This window comes from Variovorax sp. Varisp36, from assembly GCF_047304235.1.
Classification (GTDB): domain Bacteria; phylum Pseudomonadota; class Gammaproteobacteria; order Burkholderiales; family Burkholderiaceae_C; genus Variovorax.
Map to the genome: position 1 here is coordinate 34760 of NZ_JBGLYU010000039.1, position 22220 is coordinate 56979.

General features: G+C 68.5%; 23 protein-coding genes. 9 read left to right on the forward strand and 14 right to left on the reverse strand.

What is annotated here, in order from left to right:
- Positions 1-2 precede the first annotated feature (2 nt).
- Positions 3-620 carry a 5-formyltetrahydrofolate cyclo-ligase gene (locus tag ACCD11_RS20990; RefSeq protein ID WP_007831500.1) on the reverse strand — a complete coding sequence of 206 codons (618 nt, stop codon included), beginning with the start codon at positions 618-620 and terminating at the stop codon, positions 3-5.
- A gap of 9 nt (positions 621-629) precedes the next feature.
- On the opposite strand from ACCD11_RS20990, the gene ACCD11_RS20995 reads away from it, so the two are divergent.
- The 3 genes from ACCD11_RS20995 (at position 630) to ACCD11_RS21005 (ending at position 3998) form a co-directional block, all read left to right on the forward strand.
- Positions 630-2663 (forward strand): transglycosylase SLT domain-containing protein, encoded by a 2034-nt coding sequence (locus ACCD11_RS20995; protein WP_413315320.1) that lies wholly within the window; start codon positions 630-632, stop codon positions 2661-2663.
- Between the two features lie 10 nt (positions 2664-2673).
- Complete coding sequence (locus ACCD11_RS21000) at positions 2674-3201, forward strand: MgtC/SapB family protein (protein WP_413315321.1); 528 nt, start codon at positions 2674-2676, stop codon at positions 3199-3201.
- 110 nt (positions 3202-3311) lie between these two features.
- A complete protein-coding gene (locus ACCD11_RS21005; RefSeq protein ID WP_413315322.1) occupies positions 3312-3998 on the forward strand; it encodes a glutathione S-transferase family protein in 687 nt (228 codons plus the stop codon).
- A gap of 22 nt (positions 3999-4020) precedes the next feature.
- On the opposite strand, the gene ACCD11_RS21010 is transcribed toward ACCD11_RS21005, so the two are convergent.
- Positions 4021-4746, reverse strand: a complete 726-nt coding sequence (locus ACCD11_RS21010; RefSeq protein WP_413315323.1) for an OmpW/AlkL family protein — start codon at positions 4744-4746, stop codon at positions 4021-4023.
- 163 nt (positions 4747-4909) lie between these two features.
- Between ACCD11_RS21010 and ACCD11_RS21015 the strand changes: the two genes are divergently transcribed.
- The 4 genes from ACCD11_RS21015 to otsA all read left to right on the forward strand — a co-directional run bounded on the left by ACCD11_RS21015 (position 4910) and on the right by otsA (position 10247).
- Complete coding sequence (locus tag ACCD11_RS21015; RefSeq protein WP_413315324.1) at positions 4910-6073, forward strand: multifunctional CCA tRNA nucleotidyl transferase/2'3'-cyclic phosphodiesterase/2'nucleotidase/phosphatase; 1164 nt, start codon at positions 4910-4912, stop codon at positions 6071-6073.
- A gap of 81 nt (positions 6074-6154) precedes the next feature.
- Positions 6155-6946, forward strand: coding sequence for a trehalose-phosphatase (otsB, locus tag ACCD11_RS21020; protein WP_413315325.1), 792 nt, complete (start codon positions 6155-6157; stop codon positions 6944-6946).
- On the forward strand, positions 6943-8865 hold the full coding sequence (locus ACCD11_RS21025) for a glycoside hydrolase family 15 protein (RefSeq protein ID WP_413315326.1): 1923 nt from the start codon (positions 6943-6945) through the stop codon (positions 8863-8865). Before otsB ends, ACCD11_RS21025 begins: the two co-directional genes overlap by 4 nt.
- Positions 8862-10247 carry an alpha,alpha-trehalose-phosphate synthase (UDP-forming) gene (gene otsA, locus ACCD11_RS21030; RefSeq protein ID WP_413315327.1) on the forward strand — a complete coding sequence of 462 codons (1386 nt, stop codon included), beginning with the start codon at positions 8862-8864 and terminating at the stop codon, positions 10245-10247. Before ACCD11_RS21025 ends, otsA begins: the two co-directional genes overlap by 4 nt.
- A 106-nt stretch (positions 10248-10353) precedes the next feature.
- Here otsA and ACCD11_RS21035 read toward each other — a convergent pair whose 3' ends face one another.
- Positions 10354-10866 carry a hypothetical protein gene (locus ACCD11_RS21035; RefSeq protein WP_413315328.1) on the reverse strand — a complete coding sequence of 171 codons (513 nt, stop codon included), beginning with the start codon at positions 10864-10866 and terminating at the stop codon, positions 10354-10356.
- On the opposite strand from ACCD11_RS21035, the gene ACCD11_RS21040 reads away from it, so the two are divergent.
- The gene (locus tag ACCD11_RS21040; RefSeq protein ID WP_413315329.1) at positions 10865-12310 is read left to right on the forward strand and encodes a PLP-dependent aminotransferase family protein; all 1446 of its coding nucleotides are present in this window, start codon (positions 10865-10867) and stop codon (positions 12308-12310) included. The genes ACCD11_RS21035 and ACCD11_RS21040 overlap by 2 nt on opposite strands.
- Before the next feature lie 7 nt (positions 12311-12317).
- On the opposite strand, the gene ACCD11_RS21045 is transcribed toward ACCD11_RS21040, so the two are convergent.
- From ACCD11_RS21045 to hisN, 6 genes are read right to left on the reverse strand one after another with little or no spacing between them, the layout of a single operon-like run.
- On the reverse strand, positions 12318-12764 hold the full coding sequence (locus ACCD11_RS21045; RefSeq protein ID WP_413315330.1) for a DUF1877 family protein: 447 nt from the start codon (positions 12762-12764) through the stop codon (positions 12318-12320).
- Entirely contained in the window at positions 12761-13618 is an 858-nt protein-coding gene (locus ACCD11_RS21050; protein WP_413315331.1) for a tetratricopeptide repeat protein, read from the reverse strand. The genes ACCD11_RS21045 and ACCD11_RS21050 overlap by 4 nt, the downstream gene beginning before the upstream one ends.
- Positions 13612-14283, reverse strand: a complete 672-nt coding sequence (locus ACCD11_RS21055; protein ID WP_413315333.1) for a tetratricopeptide repeat protein — start codon at positions 14281-14283, stop codon at positions 13612-13614. The genes ACCD11_RS21050 and ACCD11_RS21055 overlap by 7 nt, the downstream gene beginning before the upstream one ends.
- Before the next feature lie 25 nt (positions 14284-14308).
- Positions 14309-15235: an ROK family protein gene (locus tag ACCD11_RS21060; protein WP_413315334.1), complete on the reverse strand. Its 927-nt coding sequence runs from the start codon at positions 15233-15235 to the stop codon at positions 14309-14311.
- A 17-nt stretch (positions 15236-15252) separates the two neighbouring features.
- Positions 15253-15447, reverse strand: coding sequence for a DUF2905 domain-containing protein (locus ACCD11_RS21065; RefSeq protein ID WP_007831478.1), 195 nt, complete (start codon positions 15445-15447; stop codon positions 15253-15255).
- Between the two features lie 12 nt (positions 15448-15459).
- Complete coding sequence (gene hisN, locus ACCD11_RS21070; RefSeq protein WP_413315335.1) at positions 15460-16248, reverse strand: histidinol-phosphatase; 789 nt, start codon at positions 16246-16248, stop codon at positions 15460-15462.
- Between the two features lie 112 nt (positions 16249-16360).
- On the opposite strand from hisN, the gene ACCD11_RS21075 reads away from it, so the two are divergent.
- Positions 16361-16753, forward strand: coding sequence for a DUF5329 family protein (locus ACCD11_RS21075; protein ID WP_413315336.1), 393 nt, complete (start codon positions 16361-16363; stop codon positions 16751-16753).
- 20 nt (positions 16754-16773) lie between these two features.
- Here the strand turns inward: ACCD11_RS21075 and ACCD11_RS21080 are convergent, their stop codons facing one another.
- The 5 genes from ACCD11_RS21080 to ACCD11_RS21100 all read right to left on the reverse strand — a co-directional run bounded on the left by ACCD11_RS21080 (position 16774) and on the right by ACCD11_RS21100 (position 22011).
- Positions 16774-17643, reverse strand: a complete 870-nt coding sequence (locus tag ACCD11_RS21080) for an ABC transporter permease (protein ID WP_413315337.1) — start codon at positions 17641-17643, stop codon at positions 16774-16776.
- Positions 17640-18488 carry an ABC transporter ATP-binding protein gene (locus ACCD11_RS21085; RefSeq protein ID WP_413315338.1) on the reverse strand — a complete coding sequence of 283 codons (849 nt, stop codon included), beginning with the start codon at positions 18486-18488 and terminating at the stop codon, positions 17640-17642. The genes ACCD11_RS21080 and ACCD11_RS21085 overlap by 4 nt, the downstream gene beginning before the upstream one ends.
- Entirely contained in the window at positions 18488-19498 is a 1011-nt protein-coding gene (locus ACCD11_RS21090) for an ABC transporter substrate-binding protein (protein WP_413315339.1), read from the reverse strand. The genes ACCD11_RS21085 and ACCD11_RS21090 overlap by 1 nt, the downstream gene beginning before the upstream one ends.
- A gap of 25 nt (positions 19499-19523) precedes the next feature.
- Positions 19524-20414, reverse strand: a complete 891-nt coding sequence (locus ACCD11_RS21095; RefSeq protein ID WP_413315340.1) for a TauD/TfdA dioxygenase family protein — start codon at positions 20412-20414, stop codon at positions 19524-19526.
- Positions 20415-20997: 583 nt separating this feature from the next.
- On the reverse strand, positions 20998-22011 hold the full coding sequence (locus ACCD11_RS21100) for a class I SAM-dependent methyltransferase (protein ID WP_413315341.1): 1014 nt from the start codon (positions 22009-22011) through the stop codon (positions 20998-21000).
- Positions 22012-22220: the final 209 nt, after the last annotated feature.

Here is a 22220-nt window from a genome sequence, read left to right on the forward strand (position 1 = left end):
GCTCAGCTCGTTGGCCAGACGACGCCGTTGTCGTTGAGGATCGCGTCGAGCGGCAGGTCGTGCGCCTCTGGCTCGAAGTCTTCAAGGAAGCCGTGGGTGAACCCCAGCCCCACCGTGAACGGCCGCGGCTCCAGCGCGGCCAGCGTGCGGTCGTAGAAACCGCCGCCATAGCCCAGCCGGTAGCCGCCCGCGCTGTAGCCCACGCAGGGCACGAACAACAGGGTCGGCACGATCAGCTCGGTGTCCTTGGGCTTGGGAATGCCGTAGGCGTCTTCTTCCATCTGGCAGCCCGGGTACCAGGCATGGAAGGTCAGCGTCTTGTGGACCTTGTCGATCACCGGCAGTCCGATGCGGCGACGCTGCGCCTCCTCCATCAGCTCGCCGTCTTCCTTCCATCGATGTAGCGCGGGCAGCGGATCGAACTCGCCCTTGATCGGCCAGTAGGCGCCGATCACGGTGTCGGGCCGGCCCACCAGCCAGATGCGCATCACGCGCTGCAGCAGGTCTGCGCGTGTCAGCCGGTCCGGCATGGCCAGGCGTTGTGCGATCAATGCCTTGCGCAGCTGATCCTTCAGAAAACTCGCCGTCGCCGAAGTGCCGGCATCCTTTGACTTGTCCATAATCCCCCGATGCAGTTCCCAAGCATTTTGGCACCCAAGCGCGCCTACCCGCGCAACACAACCCCCGCACTCGTTTTTTCCGCTGTCCTGGCCCTCGCCGCGTTGCTCTCGCAGCAGCCCGCGGCGGCACAGAACGGCAACACCAACGACGACGTGCTGATCCAGATGAAGCAGGCCTTCCAGCGCGGCGACAAAGCCCGCCTGGCCGCCCTGCTGCCGCAAGCCCGAGGCCATGCGCTGGAACCCTGGGCCGCCTACTGGGAACTCAAGGCACGCCTGCAGGAAGCCGCCCCCAACGAAGTGCAGGACTTCTTCGCGCGCTACCCCGGCACCTACCAGGAAGACCGCCTGCGCAACGACTGGCTGCTGCTCACCGGCCAGCGCCGCGACTGGGACAACTTCTCCGCCTCGCTCGACGGCTTCCGCATGGGCGACGATGCACAGGTGCGTTGCTACGCAGTCCTGGTCGACACGCTGCGCAGCGGCACCGCCACGCAGGCGCAGGCCGACGAGGTGCGTCGCAGCTGGCTCGCCCAGAAAGACCTGGACGACGGCTGCCTCACCGCCGCAGACCGCATGGTCGCCGCCCGCCTGATGTCGACCAACGACGTCTGGAAAAAGGCCCGCCTGGCCATCGAGGCCAACCGCCCGCAGGCCGCGCGCGCCGCCGTCACCATCGCCGCGCCCGATGCGCTGCCGCTGTTCGACGAGCTCAACGCCAGCTCGGCCAAGTTCCTGACCGGCCGCGCCTTCGTGGCAGCCAAGTCGCGCAAGGAGCTGGTGGTGCTGGCGCTCATCAAGGTCGCCATTGCCGATCCCGAACTGGCCGCCTCGCAGCTCGACAGCAAGTGGGGCCCGATGCTCTCCGCCGAAGAGCGCAACTGGCTCTGGGGAACCATCGGCCGCGCCGCCGCCATCAAGCTCTGGCCGCAGGCCGGCAGCTATTTCGCCAACGTCACGAAGAACGGCGACCTGTCCGACGACATGCTCGGCTGGCGCGTGCGCGCCGCCCTGCGTGCGGGCCAGTGGAAAGAGGTGGCGCCCGCCATCGACGCCATGAGCGAAACCGCCCAGCTCGACCCGACCTGGGTCTACTGGAAAGCCCGCGCCCTGGCCGGCGTCGGCGGCGACGAACGCCGCGCCCAAGCCCGCGAGCTCTACCAGAGCATCGCCGGCTCGCGCGGCTTCTACGAAATGCTGGCGCTCGAAGAGCTGGGCCAGCGCACCATGGTGCCCACGCGCCCCGCCCCGCTCACGCCCGAGGAAAAGGCCGCCGCGCGCAACAACCCGGCGCTCGCCCGCGGCCTCTACGCCATCGCGATGGGCCTGCGCCCCGAAGGCACGCGCGAGTGGAACTACGCCACCAACCTGCACGACAAGGGCGGCATGGACGACCGCGCGCTGCTGGCCGCGGCCGACTTCGCCTGCCAGCGCGAGGTGTGGGACCGCTGCATCAACACCAGCGAGCGCACCAAGGGCGTGGTCGACGTGGAGCAGCGCTTCCCGATGCCCTTCCACGACACGGTGCTGCGCAAGGCCCAGGACATCGGCCTCGACCCGGCCTACGTCTACGGCCTGATCCGCCAGGAAAGCCGCTTCATCATGGATGCACGCTCCGGCGTCGGCGCCTCGGGCCTGATGCAGGTCATGCCCGCCACCGCGCGCTGGACGGCCCGCAAGATCGGCATGTCGGACTTTTCGCCCGGCCAGATCAACGACCGCGAGACCAACATCACCATCGGCACCAACTACCTGAAGCTCGCGCTCGACGACTTCGACGGATCGATGGCGCTAGCCGCCGCCGCCTACAACGCCGGCCCCGGCCGCCCGCGCAGCTGGCGCAACGGGCCGGTGCTCGACGCCGCCATCTGGGCCGAGAACGTGCCGTTCACCGAGACGCGCGACTACGTGAAGAAGGTGCTGGCCAACACCACCAACTACGCCGCCATCATCAGCGGCCGGCCGCAGTCGCTGAAGGAGCGCCTGGGCCGCGTGGGGCCGCGCGACGCGGCCGAGCCGGAACCGAACAAGGACCTGCCCTGAGGCCCGCCCGATGAGCTGGCGCGACGAGGTCCTCGCCACCATCGCGTCCGAGTTCTCGGACGCGGCCGACGTCGCGCAGCTCACGCGCATCGTGCTGCGCCTCACGCTCGCGGGCGCACTGGGCTTCGTGCTCGGCTTCGAGCGCGAGCAGCAGGGCAAGGCCGCGGGCGTGCGCACCCACATGCTGGTGGCCATCGGCTCGGCGATGTTCGTGCTGATCCCGCAGCAGACCGGCATCGTGCCGGCCGACATGAGCCGCGTGATCCAGGGGCTGGTGGCGGGCGTGGGCTTTCTCTGCGCCGGCACCATCCTCAAGCAGGGCAAGGACGAGAGCCATGTGCAGGGCCTGACCACCGCCGCGGGGCTGTGGATGACGGCCGCCATCGGCATGGCCTGCGGGCTCGGCCGGGAGACCACCGCCATATTGAGCGCGCTGCTCGCGCTCGCCGTGCTGGCGCTGGTGCCGCACCTCGTGAGCCTGATCGAGCGCATGGGCAGTCCGCCGAAGGGCGATGGCGGCGACGCCCGCAAACGCTGAGCGCGGCGCCCCCGCATCAATTCGCGCCGCGTTCGGCATCAATCGCTGGGCAGCGCCCGGCTAGCATCGAAGGCTTTTCCCGAATCACCGCAACGAACGGAGGCCTCCCCATGCGCAAGCTCTATGTCGGCAACAAGAATTACTCGTCGTGGTCCATGCGGCCCTGGGTGCTGATGAAGCAGGCCGGCATCGAATTCGAGGAAGTCGTGCTGCGCTTCGATTCGTTCGATGCCGACTCGCAGTTCAAGCACACCATCGGCGCGCTCAACCCGGTGGCCAAGGTGCCGGTGCTGGTGGACGGCGAACTCGTCGTCTGGGACACGCTGGCCATCGCCGAATACCTCGCCGAAGCCTTCCCCGAGAAGCAGCTCTGGCCCCGGTCGGTGGCCGACCGTGCGCGCGCGCGCAGCGTCTGCGCCGAAATGCATTCGGGCTTCGGCGGCCTGCGCAACCATTGCGGCATGAACATCGAGGCTTCGCTGCCCGAAGTGGGTGCGCGGCTGATGAAGGAGGTGCCTGAAGTCGCCAGCGACCTCGCGCGCATCGTGCAGATGTGGAGCGGCCTGCTGGAGGCGCACGGCGGCCCGATGCTGTTCGGCACCCAGTTCGGCATCGCCGACGCCTACTTCGCACCGGTCGGCACGCGCATCAAGACCTTTGGCTTGCCGGTGCCGCCGCACATCACGGCCTACATCGAGCGCGTGCAGGCGCTGCCGGGCGTCAAGGCCTGGATCGACGATGCACTGGCGGAGAAGGACTTCCTGCCATTCGAAGAGCCCTACCGCACCCGGCGCTAAGGTCCTGGAGGCAGGTGGCAGGTCAGAACCGGTAGGTGGCCGCGAGGTAGGTCACGATGGGGTTCAGCTTCAGGCTGGCCTCGCTGGTGGCCACCGGCAGGCCGGTGACCGAGGTCGTGGTCAGCTTGGCCTTGGTCTTCAGCGGGATGTACGACACCGAGAACGAGAGGCCCCAGTGCTTGTCGAACTGGTAGGCCACGCCGACGTTGACCACGGGTGCGAACGAGCTGTCGAGCTTGGCCGTGGTGTTGACCGCAAACGGCGACTGGTGGAACTGGCTGGCCAGCGCGCCCTGCAGGTTCGAGGTCAGCTTGACGCCGCTGTACCAGACGTAGGTGGCGCCCAGGCCGACATAGGGACGAAAGGCGTCGTTGCCCTCGTTGAAGTAGTACTTGCCCAGGATGGTCGGGCTCCACTGGCGGGCCTCGCCAAGCTGGCCGACGCGGCCCAGGGTGCCGGTGCCGTCGAGCTTGAACTTCGGCGGCACGCCGAACACGCCTTCCACCGCCCAGTGGCTGTCGAGGAAATACATGGCGCTGAGGCCGAGGGTGTCGGAGTCGCTGGCGCTCGCGCCGGAGCCGGGCAGCACGGCCGGAATGGGCGAAGTCACGGTCAGCGGCTTGCTGGAATCCTGCGGTGACAGATGGAACCAGCCCGTGCCGAGGACCCAGTTGCCGGCCTGTTGCGCCATCGCACTTCCGGACGCCAAGGCCCCCAGAGTTGCCAGCGCAAACATCGTCTTCTTCATGCGAATTGCTCCTTTGGTTGAAAGATCCCTCCGCGGATTCGGGAGCTGGCTTGTGTCTGCCGCTTCATTTCGTCCGGTCGACGAACGATTACCCGGTTTGCTTCGAAAATTATCGAACGACCGTTCTATTTTTTGAACCCGGGAGTATCCCTACACTGCACCCATGAAGATTTTTCTCGTTGGCGGTGCACTGCGCGACCGCCTGCTGGAGCGCCCGGTGTCCGACCACGACTGGCTGGTGGTCGGCGCGACGCCCGAAGAAATGGTGGCCCGGGGCTACCTGCCGGTGGGGCGCGACTTTCCGGTGTTCCTGCACCCCGAGACGCGCGAGGAATACGCGCTGGCCCGCACCGAGCGCAAGAGCGCCCCGGGCTACCGCGGCTTCACCGTGCATGCCGCGCCCGACGTCACGCTGGAACAAGACCTCGCGCGCCGCGACCTGACCGTCAACGCCATCGCGCTGCCGGCCGAGCTGGTGGGCGCCGACGGCCGCTTCGACCCCACGCCCGCCGCGCTCGCCGACCCTTTCCACGGCCAGCGCGACCTGCGCGACAAGGTGCTGCGCCACGTGACGGACGCCTTCCGCGAAGACCCGGTGCGCATCCTGCGCGTGGCGCGTTTCGCGGCCCGCTTCGACGACTTCTCCGTCGCCCCGGAAACGATGGCGCTGATGCGCGAGATGGTCGCGGCCGGCGAGGCCGATGCGCTGGTGCCCGAACGCGTGTGGCAGGAGCTGTCGCGCGGCCTGATGGAAGCGCGTCCCTCGCGCATGTTCGAAGTGCTGCGCGACTGCGGCGCGCTGGCCGTGCTGCTGCCCGGGATCGAAACCGGCACGCAAGCCATGGCGGCCATCGATGCCGGTGCGCGCCTGCGGGCCTCGCTGGCGGTGCGCTTCGCCTGCCTCATGCGCAGCGTTGGACAACCGCAGCTCCAGCAGGTGTGCGACCGCTGGCGCGTGCCGGTGGACATCCGGGAGCTGGCCGAGGTGGTGGCGCGCGAGCATGGCCACGTCGACGGCAGCGGCGCACTCGATGCAACGGGGCTGGTGCGCCTGCTGGAGCGCTGCGATGCTTTCCGCAAGCCCGCACGCTTCGCCGAGGCGCTGCTGGCCTGCGAGTGCGATGCGCGCGGCCGGCCCGGCTTCGGCAACGCGACCTACCCGCAGCGCGAGCGCCTGCTCGCGGTGCTGGCAACGGCGGCGGCAGTGGCCACCGATGCGGTGGCGAAGGCTGCGCAGCAGTCGGGTGCCACCGGCCCGAAGATCGGCGAGGCGATTCACCGGGCGCGGGTGGAAGCCGTCGCGGCATCGCTGCCGGCACGAACCTGAAACGGCCGCCCGCTGACGCCAAAGGGAGATTCGGCATTTGCCGACACGCGCGCATGATGGCGCGTGTTATGGTTTTTCCCAATGCCAAAGTCCTCCAGCAACTTGCAGTTGCCTCCTCCGTTAGGCCGGGACGCAGCCCTCTTTCTCGACTTCGACGGTACGCTGGTCGGACTCGCGCCCACGCCTGAAGCCATCGAAATTCCCCCTGCCCTCGTGCCCCTGCTGAGCGATCTGCGCGACCTGCTCGGCGGCGCGCTCGCCGTGGTGTCGGGCCGCCAGATCGATTCCATCGACCGCTTCCTGGCCCCGCTGCGCCTGCCCGCGGCCGGCGAGCATGGCGTGCAGCGCCGCGACGCCGAGGGCCATATGCAGGAGCAGCGCGCGCCCGACCTCGCATCCATCCTCGACATCGCCAACGAACTCGCGCGTGTGCACGAAGGCCTGCTGGTGGAGCGCAAGCACGCCGCCATCGCGCTGCACTACCGGCTCGCGCCGCAGCTCGAGGCGGTGTGCCGCGACGCGATGTCGCGCGCCATCGCGCACGAACCGCAGCTCGAGCTGATGCACGGCAAGTTCGTCTTCGAGGTGAAGCCTACCGGCGTGCACAAGGGCATCGCCATCGAGGCCTTCATGAGCGAAGCGCCCTTCGCGGGCCGCATGCCGGTTTTCCTCGGCGATGACACCACCGACGAAACCGGCTTTGCCGTGGTGCAGCCGCGCGGCGGCATCGCCGTCAAGGTCGGCTCGGGGCCGAGCCTGGCGCTGCACCGCCTCGAATCGCCGCGCGACGTCTATGAATGGCTGGTGCAGGCACGCGACCTGCTGACAGCCCCCGAAAACAAGAACACCGAACCCCCGAGGAGCCCCCGATGAGCGAGCAACAACTGATGGAGGCTCCCGAAGACCGCGCGGGCGAGGCGCTGGCCGGTGCCGCCGGTCCCGACGACAAGGCCCCCGTCGATGCAAAGGCGGCCGCCGCGCCCGGAACGCGCGGCTTCGCGCCGCCGGCCGAACCTTCGCTGAACGTGGGCGTGATCGGCAACTGCGCCTACAGCGCGCTCATCGACGCGCGCGGCCGTGCCGTGTGGTGCTGCCTGCCGCGCTTCGACGGCGATCCGGTCTTCAATGCCCTGCTGCATCCCGGCGAAGACGCCGGCGCCTGGGCCATCGAGATCGAGGACTTCGCCTCCAGCAAGCAGTGGTACGAACCCAATACCGCGGTGCTGCGCACGCAGCTGTTCGACAGCGCGGGCCAGGGCATCGAGATCACCGACTTCGCGCCGCGCTTCTACAGCCGCTCGCGCTACTTCCGCCCGCTGATGATGGTGCGCCGCGTGCGGCCGATCGCCGGAGCGCCGCGCGTGCGCGTGTCGCTCGACCCGCGCTTCCAATGGGGCGCCGTGGCGCCGGAGGAGGTGACGCGCGGCAGCAACCACATCCGCTACGTCGGTCCCGACGTGACGCTGCGGCTGAACACCGACGCCTCGATCTCGCACATCCTCGCGCGCCAGCCTTTCGTGATCTCGCGCGAATACAACTTCATGTTCGGCGTGGACGAGACGCTGCTCGACGGCATCGCCGACACCGCGCGCAAGTTCGAGCAGGAAACCATCTCCTACTGGCGCACCTGGAGCAAGCGCCTGGCCATTCCCTTCGAGTACCAGGAGGCGGTGATCCGCGCGGCCATCACGCTCAAGCTCTCGCTGTACGAGGACACTGGCGCCATCGTGGCCGCCATGACCACCAGCATCCCCGAGGCGCCGGGCAGCCAGCGCAATTGGGACTACCGCTACTGCTGGCTGCGCGACGCCTTCTTCGTGGTGCGCGCGCTCAATTCGCTGAGCGAAGTGGGCACCATGGAAGACTACCTGCGCTGGCTCGGCAACGTGGTGATCGGCTCGCACGGCGAGCACATCCAGCCGCTGTACGGCATCGGGCTGGAGCGCGAGCTGCCCGAGTCCTTCGTCGAAGGCCTGCCGGGCTACCGCGGCATGGGTCCGGTGCGCGTGGGCAACCAGGCGCAGGAGCACTTCCAGCACGACGTGTACGGCAACATCGTGCTCGGCGCGGCACAGGCCTTCCACGACCATCGGCTGCTCAGCCGCGCGGGCGCGGCGGAGTTTCCGCACCTGGAGGCGGTGGGCGAGCAGGCGGTGCGCGTGTACGGCACGCCCGACGCCGGCATGTGGGAGCTGCGCACGCGCGCACGCGTGCACACCAGCTCGGCGCTGATGAGCTGGGCCGCCTGCGACCGGCTCTCCAAGATCGCACGCGCGCTGAACCTGCCCGAGCGCGCGGCCTACTGGCACGGCCATGCCTCGCGCATGAAGGAAGAGATCCTCGCCAAGTCGTGGTGCGAGGAGCGCCAGGCCTTCGCCGAAAGCTTCGGCGGCCACGAGCTCGACGCGAGCATCCTGCTGATGGTGGAGGTCGGCCTGATCGACGCGCGCGACCCCCGCTTCATCTCCACCGTGGATGCAATGGAAAAGTCGCTGTGCGACGGCCCCTACATGCGCCGCTACGAGGCCGCCGACGACTTCGGCAAGCCCGAGACCGCCTTCAACATCTGCACCTTCTGGCGCATCGACGCGCTCGCCAAGATCGGCCGCAAGGCCGAGGCGCGCCAGATCTTCGAGACCATGCTCGCGGCACGCAACCCGCTGGGCCTGCTGTCGGAAGACACGCACCCGGTCACCGGCGAGATGTGGGGCAACTTTCCGCAGACCTATTCGATGGTCGGCATCATCAATGCGGCCGTGCGCCTGTCGGCGCCCTGGGATTCCTGCATATGAGCCGACTCGTCGTCGTTTCCAACCGCGTGGCGGACCCGCGCAAGCCGGCGGCCGGCGGCCTCGCCGTGGCGCTCGGCGAGAGCCTGCAGCAAAGCGGCGGCCTGTGGTTCGGCTGGAGCGGACAGATCGTCGAGGGTGGCCCGACCGGCGAAGGCGAACTGCACAGGCAGCAGGCCGGCAATGTCACGCTCGCCACCATCGACCTGAGCCGCGAGGACCACGACAGCTACTACCTCGGCTACAGCAACGACGTGCTGTGGCCGGTGTTCCACAACCGCCTGGACCTGGCGCACTTCGAGGCCGGCTTCATCGGCGGCTATCGGCGCGTGAACCAGCTGTTCGCGCGCAAGCTGCTGCCGCTGCTGAGGGACGACGACATCATCTGGGTGCACGACTACCACCTGATCCCGCTGGCGGCCGATCTGCGCGCCATGGGCTGCAGGCAGCGCATCGGATTCTTCCTGCACATTCCGCTGCCCCCGCAGATCATTACCGCGGCCATTCCGCAGCATGCGTGGCTGATGCGCTCGCTGTTCTCCTACGACCTGATCGGCTTCCAGGCGCAGCAGGACGTGCAGCACTTCGAGCACTACGTGCGCAACGAGGCCCACGGCGAGTACCTGGGCAACGACATGTACCGCGCCTACGGGCAGACGGTGCGCAGCAACGCCTTCCCGATCGGCATCGACGTCGACGAGTTCGCGGCGCTCACGCACGCGAAGGAGTCGCGCGACATGTACGAGACCATGAAGCGCGAGTACTCGAGCCGCCGGCTGTTGCTGGGCATCGACCGGCTCGACTACTCCAAGGGCATTCCGCAGCGCGTGCGCGCATTCCGCGAGCTGCTGGCCAACTACCCCGAGAACCGGCGCAGCGCGACGCTGATCCAGATCGCCTCGCCCACGCGCGAGACGGTCGATGCGTACGGCGACATCCGGCGCGAGCTCGAATCGCTGTGCGGCGCCATCAACGGCGACTACGGCGAGCTCGACTGGATGCCGGTGCGCTACATCCACCGCATGGTGGCGCGCAAGCGCGTGCCGGGGCTGTGCCGCGCGGCGGCCGTCGGGCTGGTGACGCCGCTGCGCGACGGCATGAACCTCGTGGCCAAGGAATACATCGCGGCGCAGGACCCGGCCGACCCGGGCGTGCTGGTGCTGTCGCGCTTTGCCGGCGCGGCCGAGCAGCTGAAGGAAGCGCTGCTGGTGAATCCGTACGACACCCATGGCACGGCCGAGACGGTGCAGCAGGCGCTGCAGATGCCGTTGGAGGAGCGGCGCGAACGGCACCAGAAGCTGCTGTCTCGCATTCGCGAGCAGGACATCCATTGGTGGCGCCGGAGCTTTCTCGATGCGCTGCGGGAGGCTGCGAGCGAGCGCTGAAACTGTCTGTTCAGTTCAGTTCGGGGCGCGCTCACGCCGACGGGGTGAGCATTGGACTGAGCAGTCGTTGATGGGCGTCCTTCGCACGCGCCACGGAATGAGACGCTCACCAGCCAGTGAGCAAGCGCACGAAACGCATCACCGGCCGGCCCTGTTCGGGTCCTGAAACCAGCCCCGCCGCCGGCGCATGAATCCGCAGATGCGCCGTCGCCAGCGCAGACACCTCGATCCAGCCGCCATGCGCCAGGTGATGCATATCGCCCTCGTTCAGCACCGCCTGCGCCATGAACACCGTCTCGCCGAACCACCCGGGCGGGGACACCACGCGCACCCGGCCCTCGGCCACCTGCAGCCACGTGCCGGCATCGACGGCGGTACGCAGGGACTGGCCCGGCTCCAGGATGACGGAGGCAGGTGCGGAGGTGAGCGTGGTGATCATGGCGTGCCTTGAAAAGCGGTGATTCGGGTATCGATCGTAGAAATCCGGCCACTCAAAAAACAGGCACACGCCACGGCTATTGCGACCGGAACAGCCCGCTGTGAACGCATCTGTTATGGTCGTTTTCCCGAGCAACTGCATCTGTTTTCGGATGCCCGGCGCGGGGAACATCGACGCCATGGACTCGCTACCGCTCTACCGCCAGCTCTCCGCGCACTACGTGGACGCGATCCACATTGGTTCGCTCAAGCAGGGCGACAAGATGCCGTCGCTGCGCAGCCTGATGCGGCTGCACGACATCAGCCTGTCGACCGCGCTGCAGGTCTGCCGCGCGATGGAGAGCGACGGCTGGGTCGAGGCACGCGACCGCTCGGGGTATTTCGTGCGGCGGCCGCAGCGGCTGGCCATCGCGCCGATGGAAGAGCCGGTGGCTGGCGTGGCGCCCGACCCGGCGCAGTTCGTCAGCATGCGGGCGCGCATGGCCAACTTCATGGCGCGCGGCCGGCACACGGGCGTGAAGCTCAACTTCGCCATCGCCCGCGCAGCCCCCGAGCTCTATCCGGCCGAGGCGCTGCGCAACTCGATGACGCGCGCGCTGCGCCAGCGGCCCGAGCTGCTGACCACCGCCTCGTCGCAGAAAGGCCACGAGCAGTTCCGCGAGGCGCTGGCGCAGCGCAACCTGCGCGTCGGCATGACGGTGTCGCCCGACGAAGTGCTCATCACCAACGGCTGCATCGAGGCGCTGAACCTCGCACTGCGCGCGATCGCCAAGCCGGGCGATACGGTGGCCGTGGAGTCGCCCACCTTCTACGGACTGCTGCAGGTGCTCGAAAGCCTGGGGCTGCGCGCGCTGGAGATCCCGACCAGCCCTCAGACCGGCATCTCCCTCGAGGCGCTCGACCTCGCCATCCACACCTACGACGACATCAAGGCCGTGGTGGTGGTGCCGCACCTGCAGAACCCCATCGGCAGCGTGATGCCCGACGCCCACAAGCAGCGGCTGGTGCACCTGTGCGAGAGCCATGGCATTGCGCTGGTCGAGGACGACACCTACAGCGACCTTGTGGAAAGCGACACGCCGCTGCGCGCCATGAAGTCGTGGGACCGCACGGGCAACGTGATCTATTGCGCCTCGCTGCACAAGGTACTGGCGCCGGGGCTGCGGCTGGGCTGGATCACCGCCGGACGCTGGCATGCGCAGGTGGAAATGCTCAAGTACGCGCAGACCCGCAACAACGAGGCGCTGGCGCAGATCGCGGCGGGCGAGTTCATCGCCAGCGGTGCCTACGACCGCCACCTGCGCCGGCTGCGCGAGCGGCTGCACGTGCAGCGCGACCAGACGGCGGACGCCATCGCCAGATATTTTCCGGCCGGCACGCGGCTGAACCTGCCGCGCGGCGGGCTGCAGCTGTGGGTCGAGCTGCCGGCGCAGCGCTCGTCGGTGGACGTGTTCGAAGCCGCGCTGCGCGAGCACGTGCTGGTGGCGCCGGGCGCGCAGTTCTCGAACTCGGGGCGCTTCGACAACTACCTGCGCCTCAACTGCGGCTGGCCATATTCGAAGGCGGTGGATGCGGGGCTGAGGCGGCTGGGCGAGATCGTGGCGGCCGTGCGGCCGCCGGGCTAGCTGCGATTCAGACGATGTAGAAGACGACCGCGTCGCGCCTAGCGGCCGCGGCTGCAAAGAATCGCTTCACGCCTTCCATGAAGCCCGCGAGATCCTGTGTGCCGTCCTGCCAGACCCTGGCCCAGTAGAGCTCGGCGAACTTTGCCGGCTCGCCCATGAAACGGCCCATCAGTTCCGCCACGTCGCACTGCGCGAGCCGCGCCGCCGCGCGCTCCACGTGGGCCGCCGTGAGATAGATGCAGCCCAGGCCGTCGGTGCCTTCGAGCTCTTCGCCATCCACCGCCTCGGGCATCAGCGTGCGTACCACGTCCCAGGCCTGTTCCACCGTCTGGCTGTCGTGCGGACCGCCCTGCTCGGCGGGCGAGTGCAGGAAGTCCGACACGGTGGACGGATCGATCACCAGCGCGCGCAGCCGGTAGCGGTCGAGGGCGTAGAAGGCAGCGCCGATGCTCAAGTGCTGGGCTCCATGCGTGCGGCGCGTGCGACGGCCGCGAGCGCCATGCTCACGCTGTCGATGTTGCGCTGCGCGTTGTCGATGTTCCTGAAGTGGTCGGGCGAGCAGATCTGGTTGAGCAGCAGCGTGCGCTTGAAGTGCACCAGCGCCTGGCGCAGGTCGCCCTCTTCCTGCGCGATCAGCCCCAGGTCGTTGTGGGCGGTGGCGGCCGCCGGGGAGATGCCGCGGCAGTCGCGCTGCTGGATGTCGAGCGAACGCTCGAACAGTTCACGGGCCCGGACGAAGTCGCGCCGCGCCATGTAAAGGCCGGCGAAGTTGTTGAGCATGTCGGAATGCAGTTCGGCATCGCCTTCGCCCGGCGGGAGCTTGTCGAGGTGCACGAGGGCGCGCGCGTAGCAGAGCTCCGCCTTCTCGTCCTGGCCAGAGTCGGCGTAGAGGAACGCGAGGTTGTTGAAGGCGCGCACCACACCGTCGCTGGAGCCGCCCCGGGCCTCGGCAACCGCCATGGCGATGGTCTTCTTGTAGAGCGTCTCGGCCTCGTCGGAGCGCCCGGCCGCGGCGTGCAGCAGCGCAAGGGTGTTGGTCGGCCCGCGCCGCCAGCTGTCGTCGAGGCCGAGCTGCCCGGCCATGGCCAGCGCCTCGTCGGCCGCGGCCTGCGCCTCGTCGTTCCAGTGCAGCCGGCGGCACAGCTCCGCATGGCTGGACAGGTGGAGCACCACGGCCTTGTGCGGGCCGCCGTACAGCCGGCGGCTGGCGGCGACGGTTTCGGCACAGAGCTTCTCGGCACTCGGCAGGTCGCCCTGGGCCAGCGCGTCGCGGTAGCGCGCCTCGCGGTCTTCGAGCAGCTTCAGCAATGCGCCCTGCCATCGGATGCCGCGCCGCGGGCCTTGCGCTCCTCAATGTCGGCCAGGGCCAGGTCGAGTGCCTTGCGGGCGATGTCGATGTCCTCCGCCGGCATGCCGATCTTGCGGCCGATGGACAGGCTTTCCTCGAGGCAGGCCCGGGCCTTGTCGAGGGCGCCGAGCTGGTGGCAGGCCTGCCCCAGCATGCACAGGCTCATCGCGAGGTTCTGGTGCGGGCCCTTGAACACGCGGCGCGCGCTGGCGACGACCTGCTCGCCGATGGCGACGGCCCCGGCCCAGTCGTCGGCCTCGGCTGCGGCCACGAAGCGCTCCTGCAGCCGGCTGGCTTCGGCGAGGGCGGCGAGGTCGAAGTCCTTGGCGTCGCTCGCCGCGGCGCGGCGGACGTTGCGCCGGGCCGCGGCGTCTTCCTTCCTGGCCCCGGCCGCACCCTGCCGCGCCAGCTGCCGGTGAATCCAGTAGAGGTCGAACAGCAGCCACGGCAGGACGAGCACCAGGCCGAAACGCGATCCCGGCAGGCCCGCCATTCCGTACAGCAGCAGCGCCAGCTGCGCCGCGCCGCCCAGGTAGCTCCCCAAATAGAAGCGATGCGCCCCGATGAAGCCGCCCACCAGCCACAGCAGGTAGGCATAGGAGCGGCGGCGGGGCAGCTGGGTCATTGGTTTCGCCGGCGCGCGTGGCCGTTCAGTCGAGCAGCGCCAGCGCCGCGTAGTCGCCGACCTTGTCGCCCAGGCCGGCAGGCACGAGGCGCACGCCGTGCGTGAGCGGCGGCAGCTTGCCGTCGACCTGTGCCTGCAGCCTCGGCAGCAGAAAGTCGCGGTGGTGCCAGAACACGCTGCCGCCCAGGCTGATGCGCTGCAGGTCGAGCGTGGCGATCAGGTTGTAGAGCATGCGGCCCATCACGCGGCACAGCGCATCGACGATCTCGAGCGAATGCCGCTCGCCACCCGCAGCCGAACTGAAAAGATCGGCCGCAGGCTGGCCGAAGCGCCGCGCGATGGAGTTGCCGGCAATCAGCCCTTCGACGTCGCCGACGTTGCCGCAGCCGCACAGCGCGCCGCTGGCGTCGTCCACCACGAAGCTGTGGCCGGCATGGCCGGCGTTGCCGTTCTTGCCGCGCAACGCGCGGCCGTCCACGCACAGGCCGACGCCGACGCCGGTGCTCCAGGTGACATAGGCGCAATCGTCCACGCCCTGGAGCGCACCCCAATGGCGCTCGGCCTCCAGCGCGGCCACGGCGTCGTTCTCGACCCGCACGCGGGCGAAGCGCTTTGCCAGCGGGGCCTCGATCAGCGCGGTCATCCAGGTGTTGGGCAGGCCGCGCGCCGGGCCGGCGATGCCGCCGCAGATGTTGGGCGTGGCCAGTTCGACCTGGCCGTCGCGCAGCTCGAAAGGCCCGGCCGACGACACGCCCACGCGATCGATGCTCGCCGCATCGATGCCCTGCTGCGCACAGACTTCGTCGATCATCCGCATGATCTGCACTGCCACCGCATCGTTGTCGCCGGTCTTGGCCGTGGGCTCGCTGCGGCGGCCGATCAGCGGCGCGTCGCTCGAGGCGGAAAGGCTCACGGCCACCTTGGTGCCGCCGATGTCTACGCAGGCTCTCATTGCTGTTTGTCTCTTGTCTACAGAAGGCGCGCGACCAGCGCCGCGATCATGCTGAGCACCACCGTGCTCGCAATCGGCAGTTGCCATTCGCGGCCGAAGGCGCGGAACTCGAAATCGCCGGGCAGGCGTCCGAAGCCGAAGCGGCGCAGCCAGGCGGCCAGCCCGCTCATGAGCACCAGTGCCAGGACGACGACGATCAGCCAGCGGAACATATGGACAACAGTCTAGGCCGAGAGAATGGCCATGGCTTGCCGGTGGAGTTCGGGCGTTGCCGCCGCGATCACCCGCCCGTCGGACTTCAGCCCCAACGGCTGGCCCTGCCAGTCGGTGATGACGCCGCCCGCCGCCTCGATCAGCCCGGCCGGGCCGAGGTAGTCGTAGGGCTGCAGGCCGGTTTCGACCACGAGGTCGATGGTGCCGCCCGCCAGCTGGGCGTAGCCGTAGCAGTCGCCACCGAAGCGGCGCATCGCGCACTGGCGGCTGAGTCTGTCGAAGGCGGCCCAGTCGGCCGGCGCGAAGATGTCGGGCGAGGTGGTGACGATGCGGGCCTTGGCCACGTCGGTGCAGCCGCTCGCGCGCACGGGCTGGCCGTCGCGCGTGGCGCCCTTGCCCCCGTCCTTGGGGTTGTGGCCGATCCAGCGCTCCTCGAGCACCGGCATGTCGACCATGCCCAGCACCACGCGGCCGCCCTCCAGCACGCCGATCAGCGTGCCCCACAGCGGCGAGCCGGTGATGAAGCTGCGCGTGCCGTCGATGGGGTCGAGCACCCAGATGCGCCCGGCGTCGAGCCGCTCGGGGCCATGCTCCTCGCCGTAGATGCCGTCGGCCGGCACGCGAGCGCCAAGGATGTCGCGCATGGCCGTCTCGGCCGCGCGGTCGGCCAGCGTGACGGGGCTTTCATCAGCCTTGGTGATGATGTCCAGCGGTGTGCGGAAGTAGCGCATCGACTGCGCGGCCGCGGCATCGGCCAGCGCCTGGGCAATCGACGGGAGATCGGGGGTCGAAGAGCTCATGGAAGAGAGGAGAACGTGCCAAAAGCTGCGATTAGACCCGAGCCGGGCCGGGTTTGACACGGCAGTGGCGCCAGCCCTAGCATGGCCCGGAAATTGCCAGGGAACACGACAAATGACTTCATCCAGATTGCTGCGAAGCGCGTGGCTCGCCTTCCTGCTCGGCGCTTCGGCCCTGCTGGCCCACGCCACCCCTTCCGCCACGGAGGAAAAGCTGATCGACACGCTGATCCAGCGCGTCTCGAAGATGTCGGCCATGGTCTTCATGCGCAACGGCAACGAATACAACGCCGCCGATGCCGCCAAGCACATGCAGGCGAAGTACGACTACTTCAAAAAGGAACTGGTGACGGCCGAGGACTTCATCGAGCGCTGCGCCTCGCGCTCGGAGATGACGGGGCAGGCCTACAAGGTGAAGCTGACCGATGGCATGGTGCGCGACGCCAACGAGTTTCTCAACAGCGAGCTGCGCGCGCTGCGGCAGGCCGCGAAGAAGACCGGCGGCTGAGAGGGCCTCGTCCGCGCTCCCTAGCGCTGCTGGCCCCAGCGGCGAACGGTCAGGCGCTCCAGCGTCTTGAAGCCCAGGCTCTCGACCAGCAGGCCGATCAGCACCACCAGGGCGAGGCCCGCGAACACGCGGTCGGTGTAGAGCTCGTTGCGGTTCTGGAAGATGTACCAGCCCAGCCCGCCCTTGCCCGACGAGGCACCGAACACCAACTCCGCCGCGATCAGCGTGCGCCATGCAAAGGCCCAGCCGATCTTCAGCCCCGACAGGATCGACGGCAGCGCCGCCGGCACCAGGATCTGTAGCACGTAGGGCAGGCCCTTCAGGCCGTAGTTGCGCCCCGCCATGCGCAGCGTCTCGGGCACGCCCTGGAAGCCGGCATAGGTGTTGAGCGCTAACGGCCACAGCACCGAATGGATCAGCACGAACACGAGGCTGCCGCGGCCCAGCCCGAACCACAGCAGCGCCAGCGGCAGCAGCGCAATGGCGGGCAGCGGGTTGAACATGGACGTGAGCGTGTCCAGCAGGTCGCGGCCGACGCGCGTCGACACCGCGAGCGTGGTGAGCGCGAAGGCCAGCAGCACGCCGGCGAGGTAGCCCTGCAACAGAACGGCCAGCGAGATGCGCACCTTCTCGATCAGCTCACCGCTCGCGAGGCCTCCGAACAGCGCCGTTGCCGTGGCGGTGAAGGTGGGCAGCAGCAGGTCGTTGTCCTGCCAGCGGGCCGCGAGCTCCCAGAGCACGGCGACGACGGCGAGGATCAGGCCCTTGCGCAGCCATGCCTGCGACCAGATGCGCTCGCCCATCGGCAGCGAACGCTCCACCGGTACTTCGGTGAAGGGCTCCAGCGTGCGCACGTACTCGGGGCGGACCGGCGGGACGATGGCACTCATGCGACGGCCTCTTCCTCGAACAGCATGTCGTGGATCCGCTGCGCCGTGCCCTGGAATTCGGCACCGCCCACACTCGCCAGTGTGAAGCCATGGCTGTTGACCTCGGCGCGCATGCGCCCCGGGTGCGGCGACAGCAGCGCGATGCGGTTGCCCACCACCAGCGCCTCCTCGATGGAGTGGGTGACGAACAGCAGCGTGAAGCGCACCTCGTCCCACAGCTCGAGCAGTTCCTGCTGCATCTTGCGGCGCGTGAGCGCATCGAGCGCGGCGAAGGGTTCGTCCATCAGCAGCACGCGCGGCTGCATCGCGAGCGCGCGGGCAATGGCCACGCGCTGCTTCATGCCGCCGGAAAGCTGGTGCGGATGCACCTCGGCGAACTTCGCCAGGCCGACCTTGCCTAGATAGTGCAGCGCGCGTTCCGCGGCCTCCTTCCGGCCCAGCGTGCGCGAAGCGAGCAGCGGGAACATCACGTTCTGCTTGACGGTCTTCCACGGCGGCAACTGGTCGAACTCCTGGAACACGACGATGCGGTCGGGACCGGGCTGCGCCACGCGCCGGCCGTCGATGCGGATCTCACCTTCGACCGGGGGAATGAAGCCGGCCACGGCCTTCAGCAGCGTGGACTTGCCGCAGCCCGAGGGACCGAGCAGCACGAAGCGGTCGGCGGCATGCACGTCGAAGCTCACGCGGTGCGTGGCGCGGACGAGGCGCTGGGGGGTGCGGTATTCGAGGCTGACATTGTCGACCCGCAGCAGTGCCGGTGCCGCGGCAGTGTCTTGCCCCCTCTCCCGCTCGCGGGAGAGGGAGTCACCCCGCGAATCAAGGACCGCCGCCGTGCCGCTCATCAGTTGCCCGACACGTTCTGCGCATCGTCGAAGAAGTAGTCCTTCACCGAAGCCGGCTTGTTCCTGATCGCGCCCACTCGGTGCATGAACTCCGCCAGCGGATAGGTGTTCTGCGGCGTGGTCTTGAACTGCACCTCGGGGTTCCTGATGATCTTCAACAGCAGATCGCGGTCGAGCTTGGCGTTGCTCACCTTCAGGTAGATGTCGGCCGCCTTCTCAGGGTTGGCGGTGACGAACTTCGCCGCCTCGTCGAGCGCATCGACGAAGGCCTTGTACGTCTTCGGGTTCTCGCTGCGGAATTTCTCCGTTGCGTACAGCACCGTTGCAGACGACGGACCGCCCAGCACCTGGTACGAGTTGAGCACGATGTGCGCATTCGGATTGCCCGCGAGCTCCTGCTCCTGGAACGGCGGATTGCCGAAGTGCCCCGTGATCTCCGTGCCGCCCTTGATGATGGCCGCTGCAGCATCGGGGTGCGGCACCGCCACGCTGATCCTGTCGAGCCTGTCGAACTCCTTGTCGCCCCAGAGCCTGGCCGAGGCGAACTGCAGCACGCGCGACTGCACCGAGACACCCACGGCAGGAAGTGCGATGCGGTCCTTGTCGGTGAAGTCGGCGATGGTCTTCACGTTCGGGTTGTTGCTCACCAGGTAGTACGGGAAGTTGCCCAGCGAGGCCACGCCCTTCACGTTCTGCCGGCCCTTGGTGCGGTCCCAGAGCGTGAGCAGCGGCCCCACGCCGGCGCCCGCGATCTCGATGTTGCCCGAGAGCAGCGCGTCGTTCACCGCCGAGCCGCCGGAGAGCTTGACCCATTCGACCTTGGCATCGACACCCGCGGCTTTCGCGTGCTTCTCGATGAGCTTCTGCTCCTGCGCCACGTTGAGCAGCAGGTAGACGATGCCGAACTGCTCGGCGATGCGGATCCGGCCCTCGGCGTGTGCGGCGAGGCTGCCGGCCAGGAGGCCCAGGCCGGCGACGAGCGCGGCGGCTTTGCGGGTGAAGCGGTTCATTGAAGTCGGTCCGGGAACGAGAAGATCAGAAAGGGGTATCGCCGACGATCGTGGTGCGGTTGAGGCGGCGGCGCAGGTGGTCGGGCGTACCCGCCGCGAGATGCATCAGCGAGCGGTTGTCCCAGAACACCAGGTCGTGCGGCGCCCATTTGTGGCGGTACACGAACTCGGGCTTCACGCTGTGCGCGAACAGCTCGGCGAGCAGGGCATCGCTTTCCTGCGCGGGCAGGCCGACGATGCGCGTCGTGAAATGCTCGCTGACGAACAGTGCCTTGCGGCCCGTCTCAGGGTGCGTGCGCACCACCGGCTGCACGGCGGGCGCAACCTGGTCGATCTGCGCCTGCGAGAGCTTGGGCCGCCACGGATTCTTCGCGCGCAACTCTTCGTACTTGGCGAGGTAGCTGTGCTCGGCCTTCAGCGGCAGGATGCGCTGCTGCAGCTCGGGGCTCAGCGATTCCCATGCAAGATGCTGGTTGGCGAAAAGCGTGTCGCCGCCTTCGCTCGGCAGTTCCTGGGCATGCAGCAGGGAGCCCAGGCTGGGGTTGGGCTTGTACGAGATGTCGGAATGCCAGTAGACGCCCGCATCGCCGAGGCCGATGGGCTCGCCGTTCTCCTTGATGTTGGAGACGATGAGGATCTCGGGGTGGTTCTTCAGCTGGAACTGGTGCAGCACGTGGATTTCGAGCGGGCCGAAGCGGCGGCTGAAATCGATGTGCTCCTGCGGGGTGATCTGCTGGTCGCGGAAGACCAGGACGTGGTGGTCGAGGTGGGCCTTGTGAAGGCGGATGAAGTCTTCGGTGTTGATGGGCTTCGAGATGTCGAGGCCTACCACCTCGGCGCCGACCGGGGCATCGAAAGGGCGCACTTCGAAGTGCTGCGAAGGGGCATTTACCTCGCTGGTGGGGGCGGCAGTCATGCCGGGAATGTAGGGGGCGGGGTTTGGATCGCCAACGAACTCTTTGTTGCTAGCTTATGACTTTGTTTTGAGGGGCTGATGTCTTTCCGGGGCCGGGTCTCGCCCCGGCAGGCGACTCACTTTCTTTTGCTTCGCCAAAAGAAAGTAAGCAAAGAAAAGGCGACCCTGCTGTCTGCGTCTGCGCTCCTCGGCGCAGCCAGAAGGGATTTGGAACGCGCCGTCGCTGCGCTCGGCTCCGGAACAGCCAATACCAAAACCAAAAGCCAATACCAAGCCACCGCAGGCGCTTTGCGCCTGCGGTGGCTTGGTGGCCCAGCGAAGCAAAGGCCCGGGAGGGTTCCCCTCCCCTCTGGCTGCGCCGAGGAGCGCAGCGTTTCGCGGATCAGGGCTCGCAGCTGTTTGAGCGAAGCGAGTTCTGCGAGACCCCGCGAAACGCGAGCACCGCAGGTTGCCCGTAGCGAAGCGAAGGGTCGCAGACAGTGGGGTCGCCTTTCTTTTGCCTACTTTTCTTTGGCGAAGCAAAGAAAAGTAGGTCGCCCGCCGGGGCGAGTCCCGGCCCCGGAAAACAACCCAAGCCAACCGCTCAAAGCGTATGACTGCGATCCCCTTCGGCAAACCCCATCGCATCCCAAGCCTCGCCGACGGCAAAGCCAATCACCTTGAACAACTCCCCCATCTCGTGCTCATGGATCAGCCGCGCCGCCATCGCCCGCTCCGCGACGGACCCCGCTTCCATCCGAGCCAGCAACCCGCAGTTCAGCAGAAACCGCGCCTGGCTCGTATAGCCCAGCACTTCGAGCCCCGCGTCCTGCCCCGCCAACGCAATGCCGGTGAAGTCGACGTGCGCGGTGATGTCCTTGTAGCCCACGTCGGCCAGCGGGTCGCCATCGGCCTGGTGCGCGCGGTGGCACATCACGGTGCCCATGTGGCGCTGCGGGTGGTAGTACTCGGCCTCGGGAAAACCGTAGTCGATGAGAAAGGCCGCGCCCTTGCCGAGCCGGTCGGCCAGCGTGGCGATGAAGGCCCGCGCCTGCGGATGGATCTCGGTCAGGTAGTCGTGCTCGCCGGGCACCTCGACTGGCGGCCGCAGTTCGGTGACGCGATCGGCCCAGGCCCAGCCGTCGCCTTGCGCGTTGCGCACAACGCCCCGCTCGAACCACTGCCCACCCACACGCGCCAGCAGTTGCACGGGCATCGCATCGAGCACCTCGTTGCCGACCACCACGCCTTCCATCGAATCGGGCAGCTCGTTGAGCCATTCAACGCGGTCCGCATAGCGCACCAGCGCCTGCTGCTGCCGCTCGCGCAGCGTGCCCGACAGGTCGACGATGCGATAGCGCACATCACTGCGCCCCATCTCGTCGAGCGCATGCAGCAGTTGAACCGCGAGCGCCCCCGAGCCTGCGCCGAATTCCCACACCGTGTCGGTGCCCGTCTTCTCCAGTGCCTGCGCCACCTGCGCCGCCAGGGTCTGCCCGAACATCGGCGTCAACTCGGGCCCCGTCACGAAGTCGCTGCCCGACGAGGGCATGTGGCCGAACTTGGCCGAAGTGTTGGCGTAATAGCCCAGGCCCGGCGCGTACAGCGCGAGCGCCATGAAGCGGTCGAACCCGATCCATCCGCCCGCGCGCGCGCCGGGGCGCGCGGGCGCGCGCGGGGGGGCGGGGGGGGGCGGCGGGGCGGGGCGCGGGCGCGCGGGAGTCGGGGCGGCGGGGGGGGGGGGGGGGGGGGGGGGGGGGGGGGGGGGGGGGGGGGGGGGGGGGCGGCGCGGGGGGGGCGGGGGCGGGGGCGCGGGGGCGGGCGGGG

Coding starts and splice junctions, on each gene's coding strand:
- ACCD11_RS20990 (WP_007831500.1), bottom strand. CDS start 620: ATGGACAAGTCAAAGGATGCCGGCACTTCGGCGACGGCGAGTTTTCTG.
- ACCD11_RS20995 (WP_413315320.1), top strand. CDS start 630: ATGCAGTTCCCAAGCATTTTGGCACCCAAGCGCGCCTACCCGCGCAAC.
- ACCD11_RS21000 (WP_413315321.1), top strand. CDS start 2,674: ATGAGCTGGCGCGACGAGGTCCTCGCCACCATCGCGTCCGAGTTCTCG.
- ACCD11_RS21005 (WP_413315322.1), top strand. CDS start 3,312: ATGCGCAAGCTCTATGTCGGCAACAAGAATTACTCGTCGTGGTCCATG.
- ACCD11_RS21010 (WP_413315323.1), bottom strand. CDS start 4,746: ATGAAGAAGACGATGTTTGCGCTGGCAACTCTGGGGGCCTTGGCGTCC.
- ACCD11_RS21015 (WP_413315324.1), top strand. CDS start 4,910: ATGAAGATTTTTCTCGTTGGCGGTGCACTGCGCGACCGCCTGCTGGAG.
- otsB (WP_413315325.1), top strand. CDS start 6,155: ATGCCAAAGTCCTCCAGCAACTTGCAGTTGCCTCCTCCGTTAGGCCGG.
- ACCD11_RS21025 (WP_413315326.1), top strand. CDS start 6,943: ATGAGCGAGCAACAACTGATGGAGGCTCCCGAAGACCGCGCGGGCGAG.
- otsA (WP_413315327.1), top strand. CDS start 8,862: ATGAGCCGACTCGTCGTCGTTTCCAACCGCGTGGCGGACCCGCGCAAG.
- ACCD11_RS21040 (WP_413315329.1), top strand. CDS start 10,865: ATGGACTCGCTACCGCTCTACCGCCAGCTCTCCGCGCACTACGTGGAC.
- ACCD11_RS21035 (WP_413315328.1), bottom strand. CDS start 10,866: ATGGCGTCGATGTTCCCCGCGCCGGGCATCCGAAAACAGATGCAGTTG.
- ACCD11_RS21055 (WP_413315333.1), bottom strand. CDS start 14,283: ATGACCCAGCTGCCCCGCCGCCGCTCCTATGCCTACCTGCTGTGGCTG.
- ACCD11_RS21060 (WP_413315334.1), bottom strand. CDS start 15,235: ATGAGAGCCTGCGTAGACATCGGCGGCACCAAGGTGGCCGTGAGCCTT.
- ACCD11_RS21065 (WP_007831478.1), bottom strand. CDS start 15,447: ATGTTCCGCTGGCTGATCGTCGTCGTCCTGGCACTGGTGCTCATGAGC.
- hisN (WP_413315335.1), bottom strand. CDS start 16,248: ATGAGCTCTTCGACCCCCGATCTCCCGTCGATTGCCCAGGCGCTGGCC.
- ACCD11_RS21075 (WP_413315336.1), top strand. CDS start 16,361: ATGACTTCATCCAGATTGCTGCGAAGCGCGTGGCTCGCCTTCCTGCTC.
- ACCD11_RS21080 (WP_413315337.1), bottom strand. CDS start 17,643: ATGAGTGCCATCGTCCCGCCGGTCCGCCCCGAGTACGTGCGCACGCTG.
- ACCD11_RS21085 (WP_413315338.1), bottom strand. CDS start 18,488: ATGAGCGGCACGGCGGCGGTCCTTGATTCGCGGGGTGACTCCCTCTCC.
- ACCD11_RS21090 (WP_413315339.1), bottom strand. CDS start 19,498: ATGAACCGCTTCACCCGCAAAGCCGCCGCGCTCGTCGCCGGCCTGGGC.
- ACCD11_RS21095 (WP_413315340.1), bottom strand. CDS start 20,414: ATGACTGCCGCCCCCACCAGCGAGGTAAATGCCCCTTCGCAGCACTTC.
- ACCD11_RS21100 (WP_413315341.1), bottom strand. CDS start 22,011: ATGGCGCTCGCGCTGTACGCGCCGGGCCTGGGCTATTACGCCAACACT.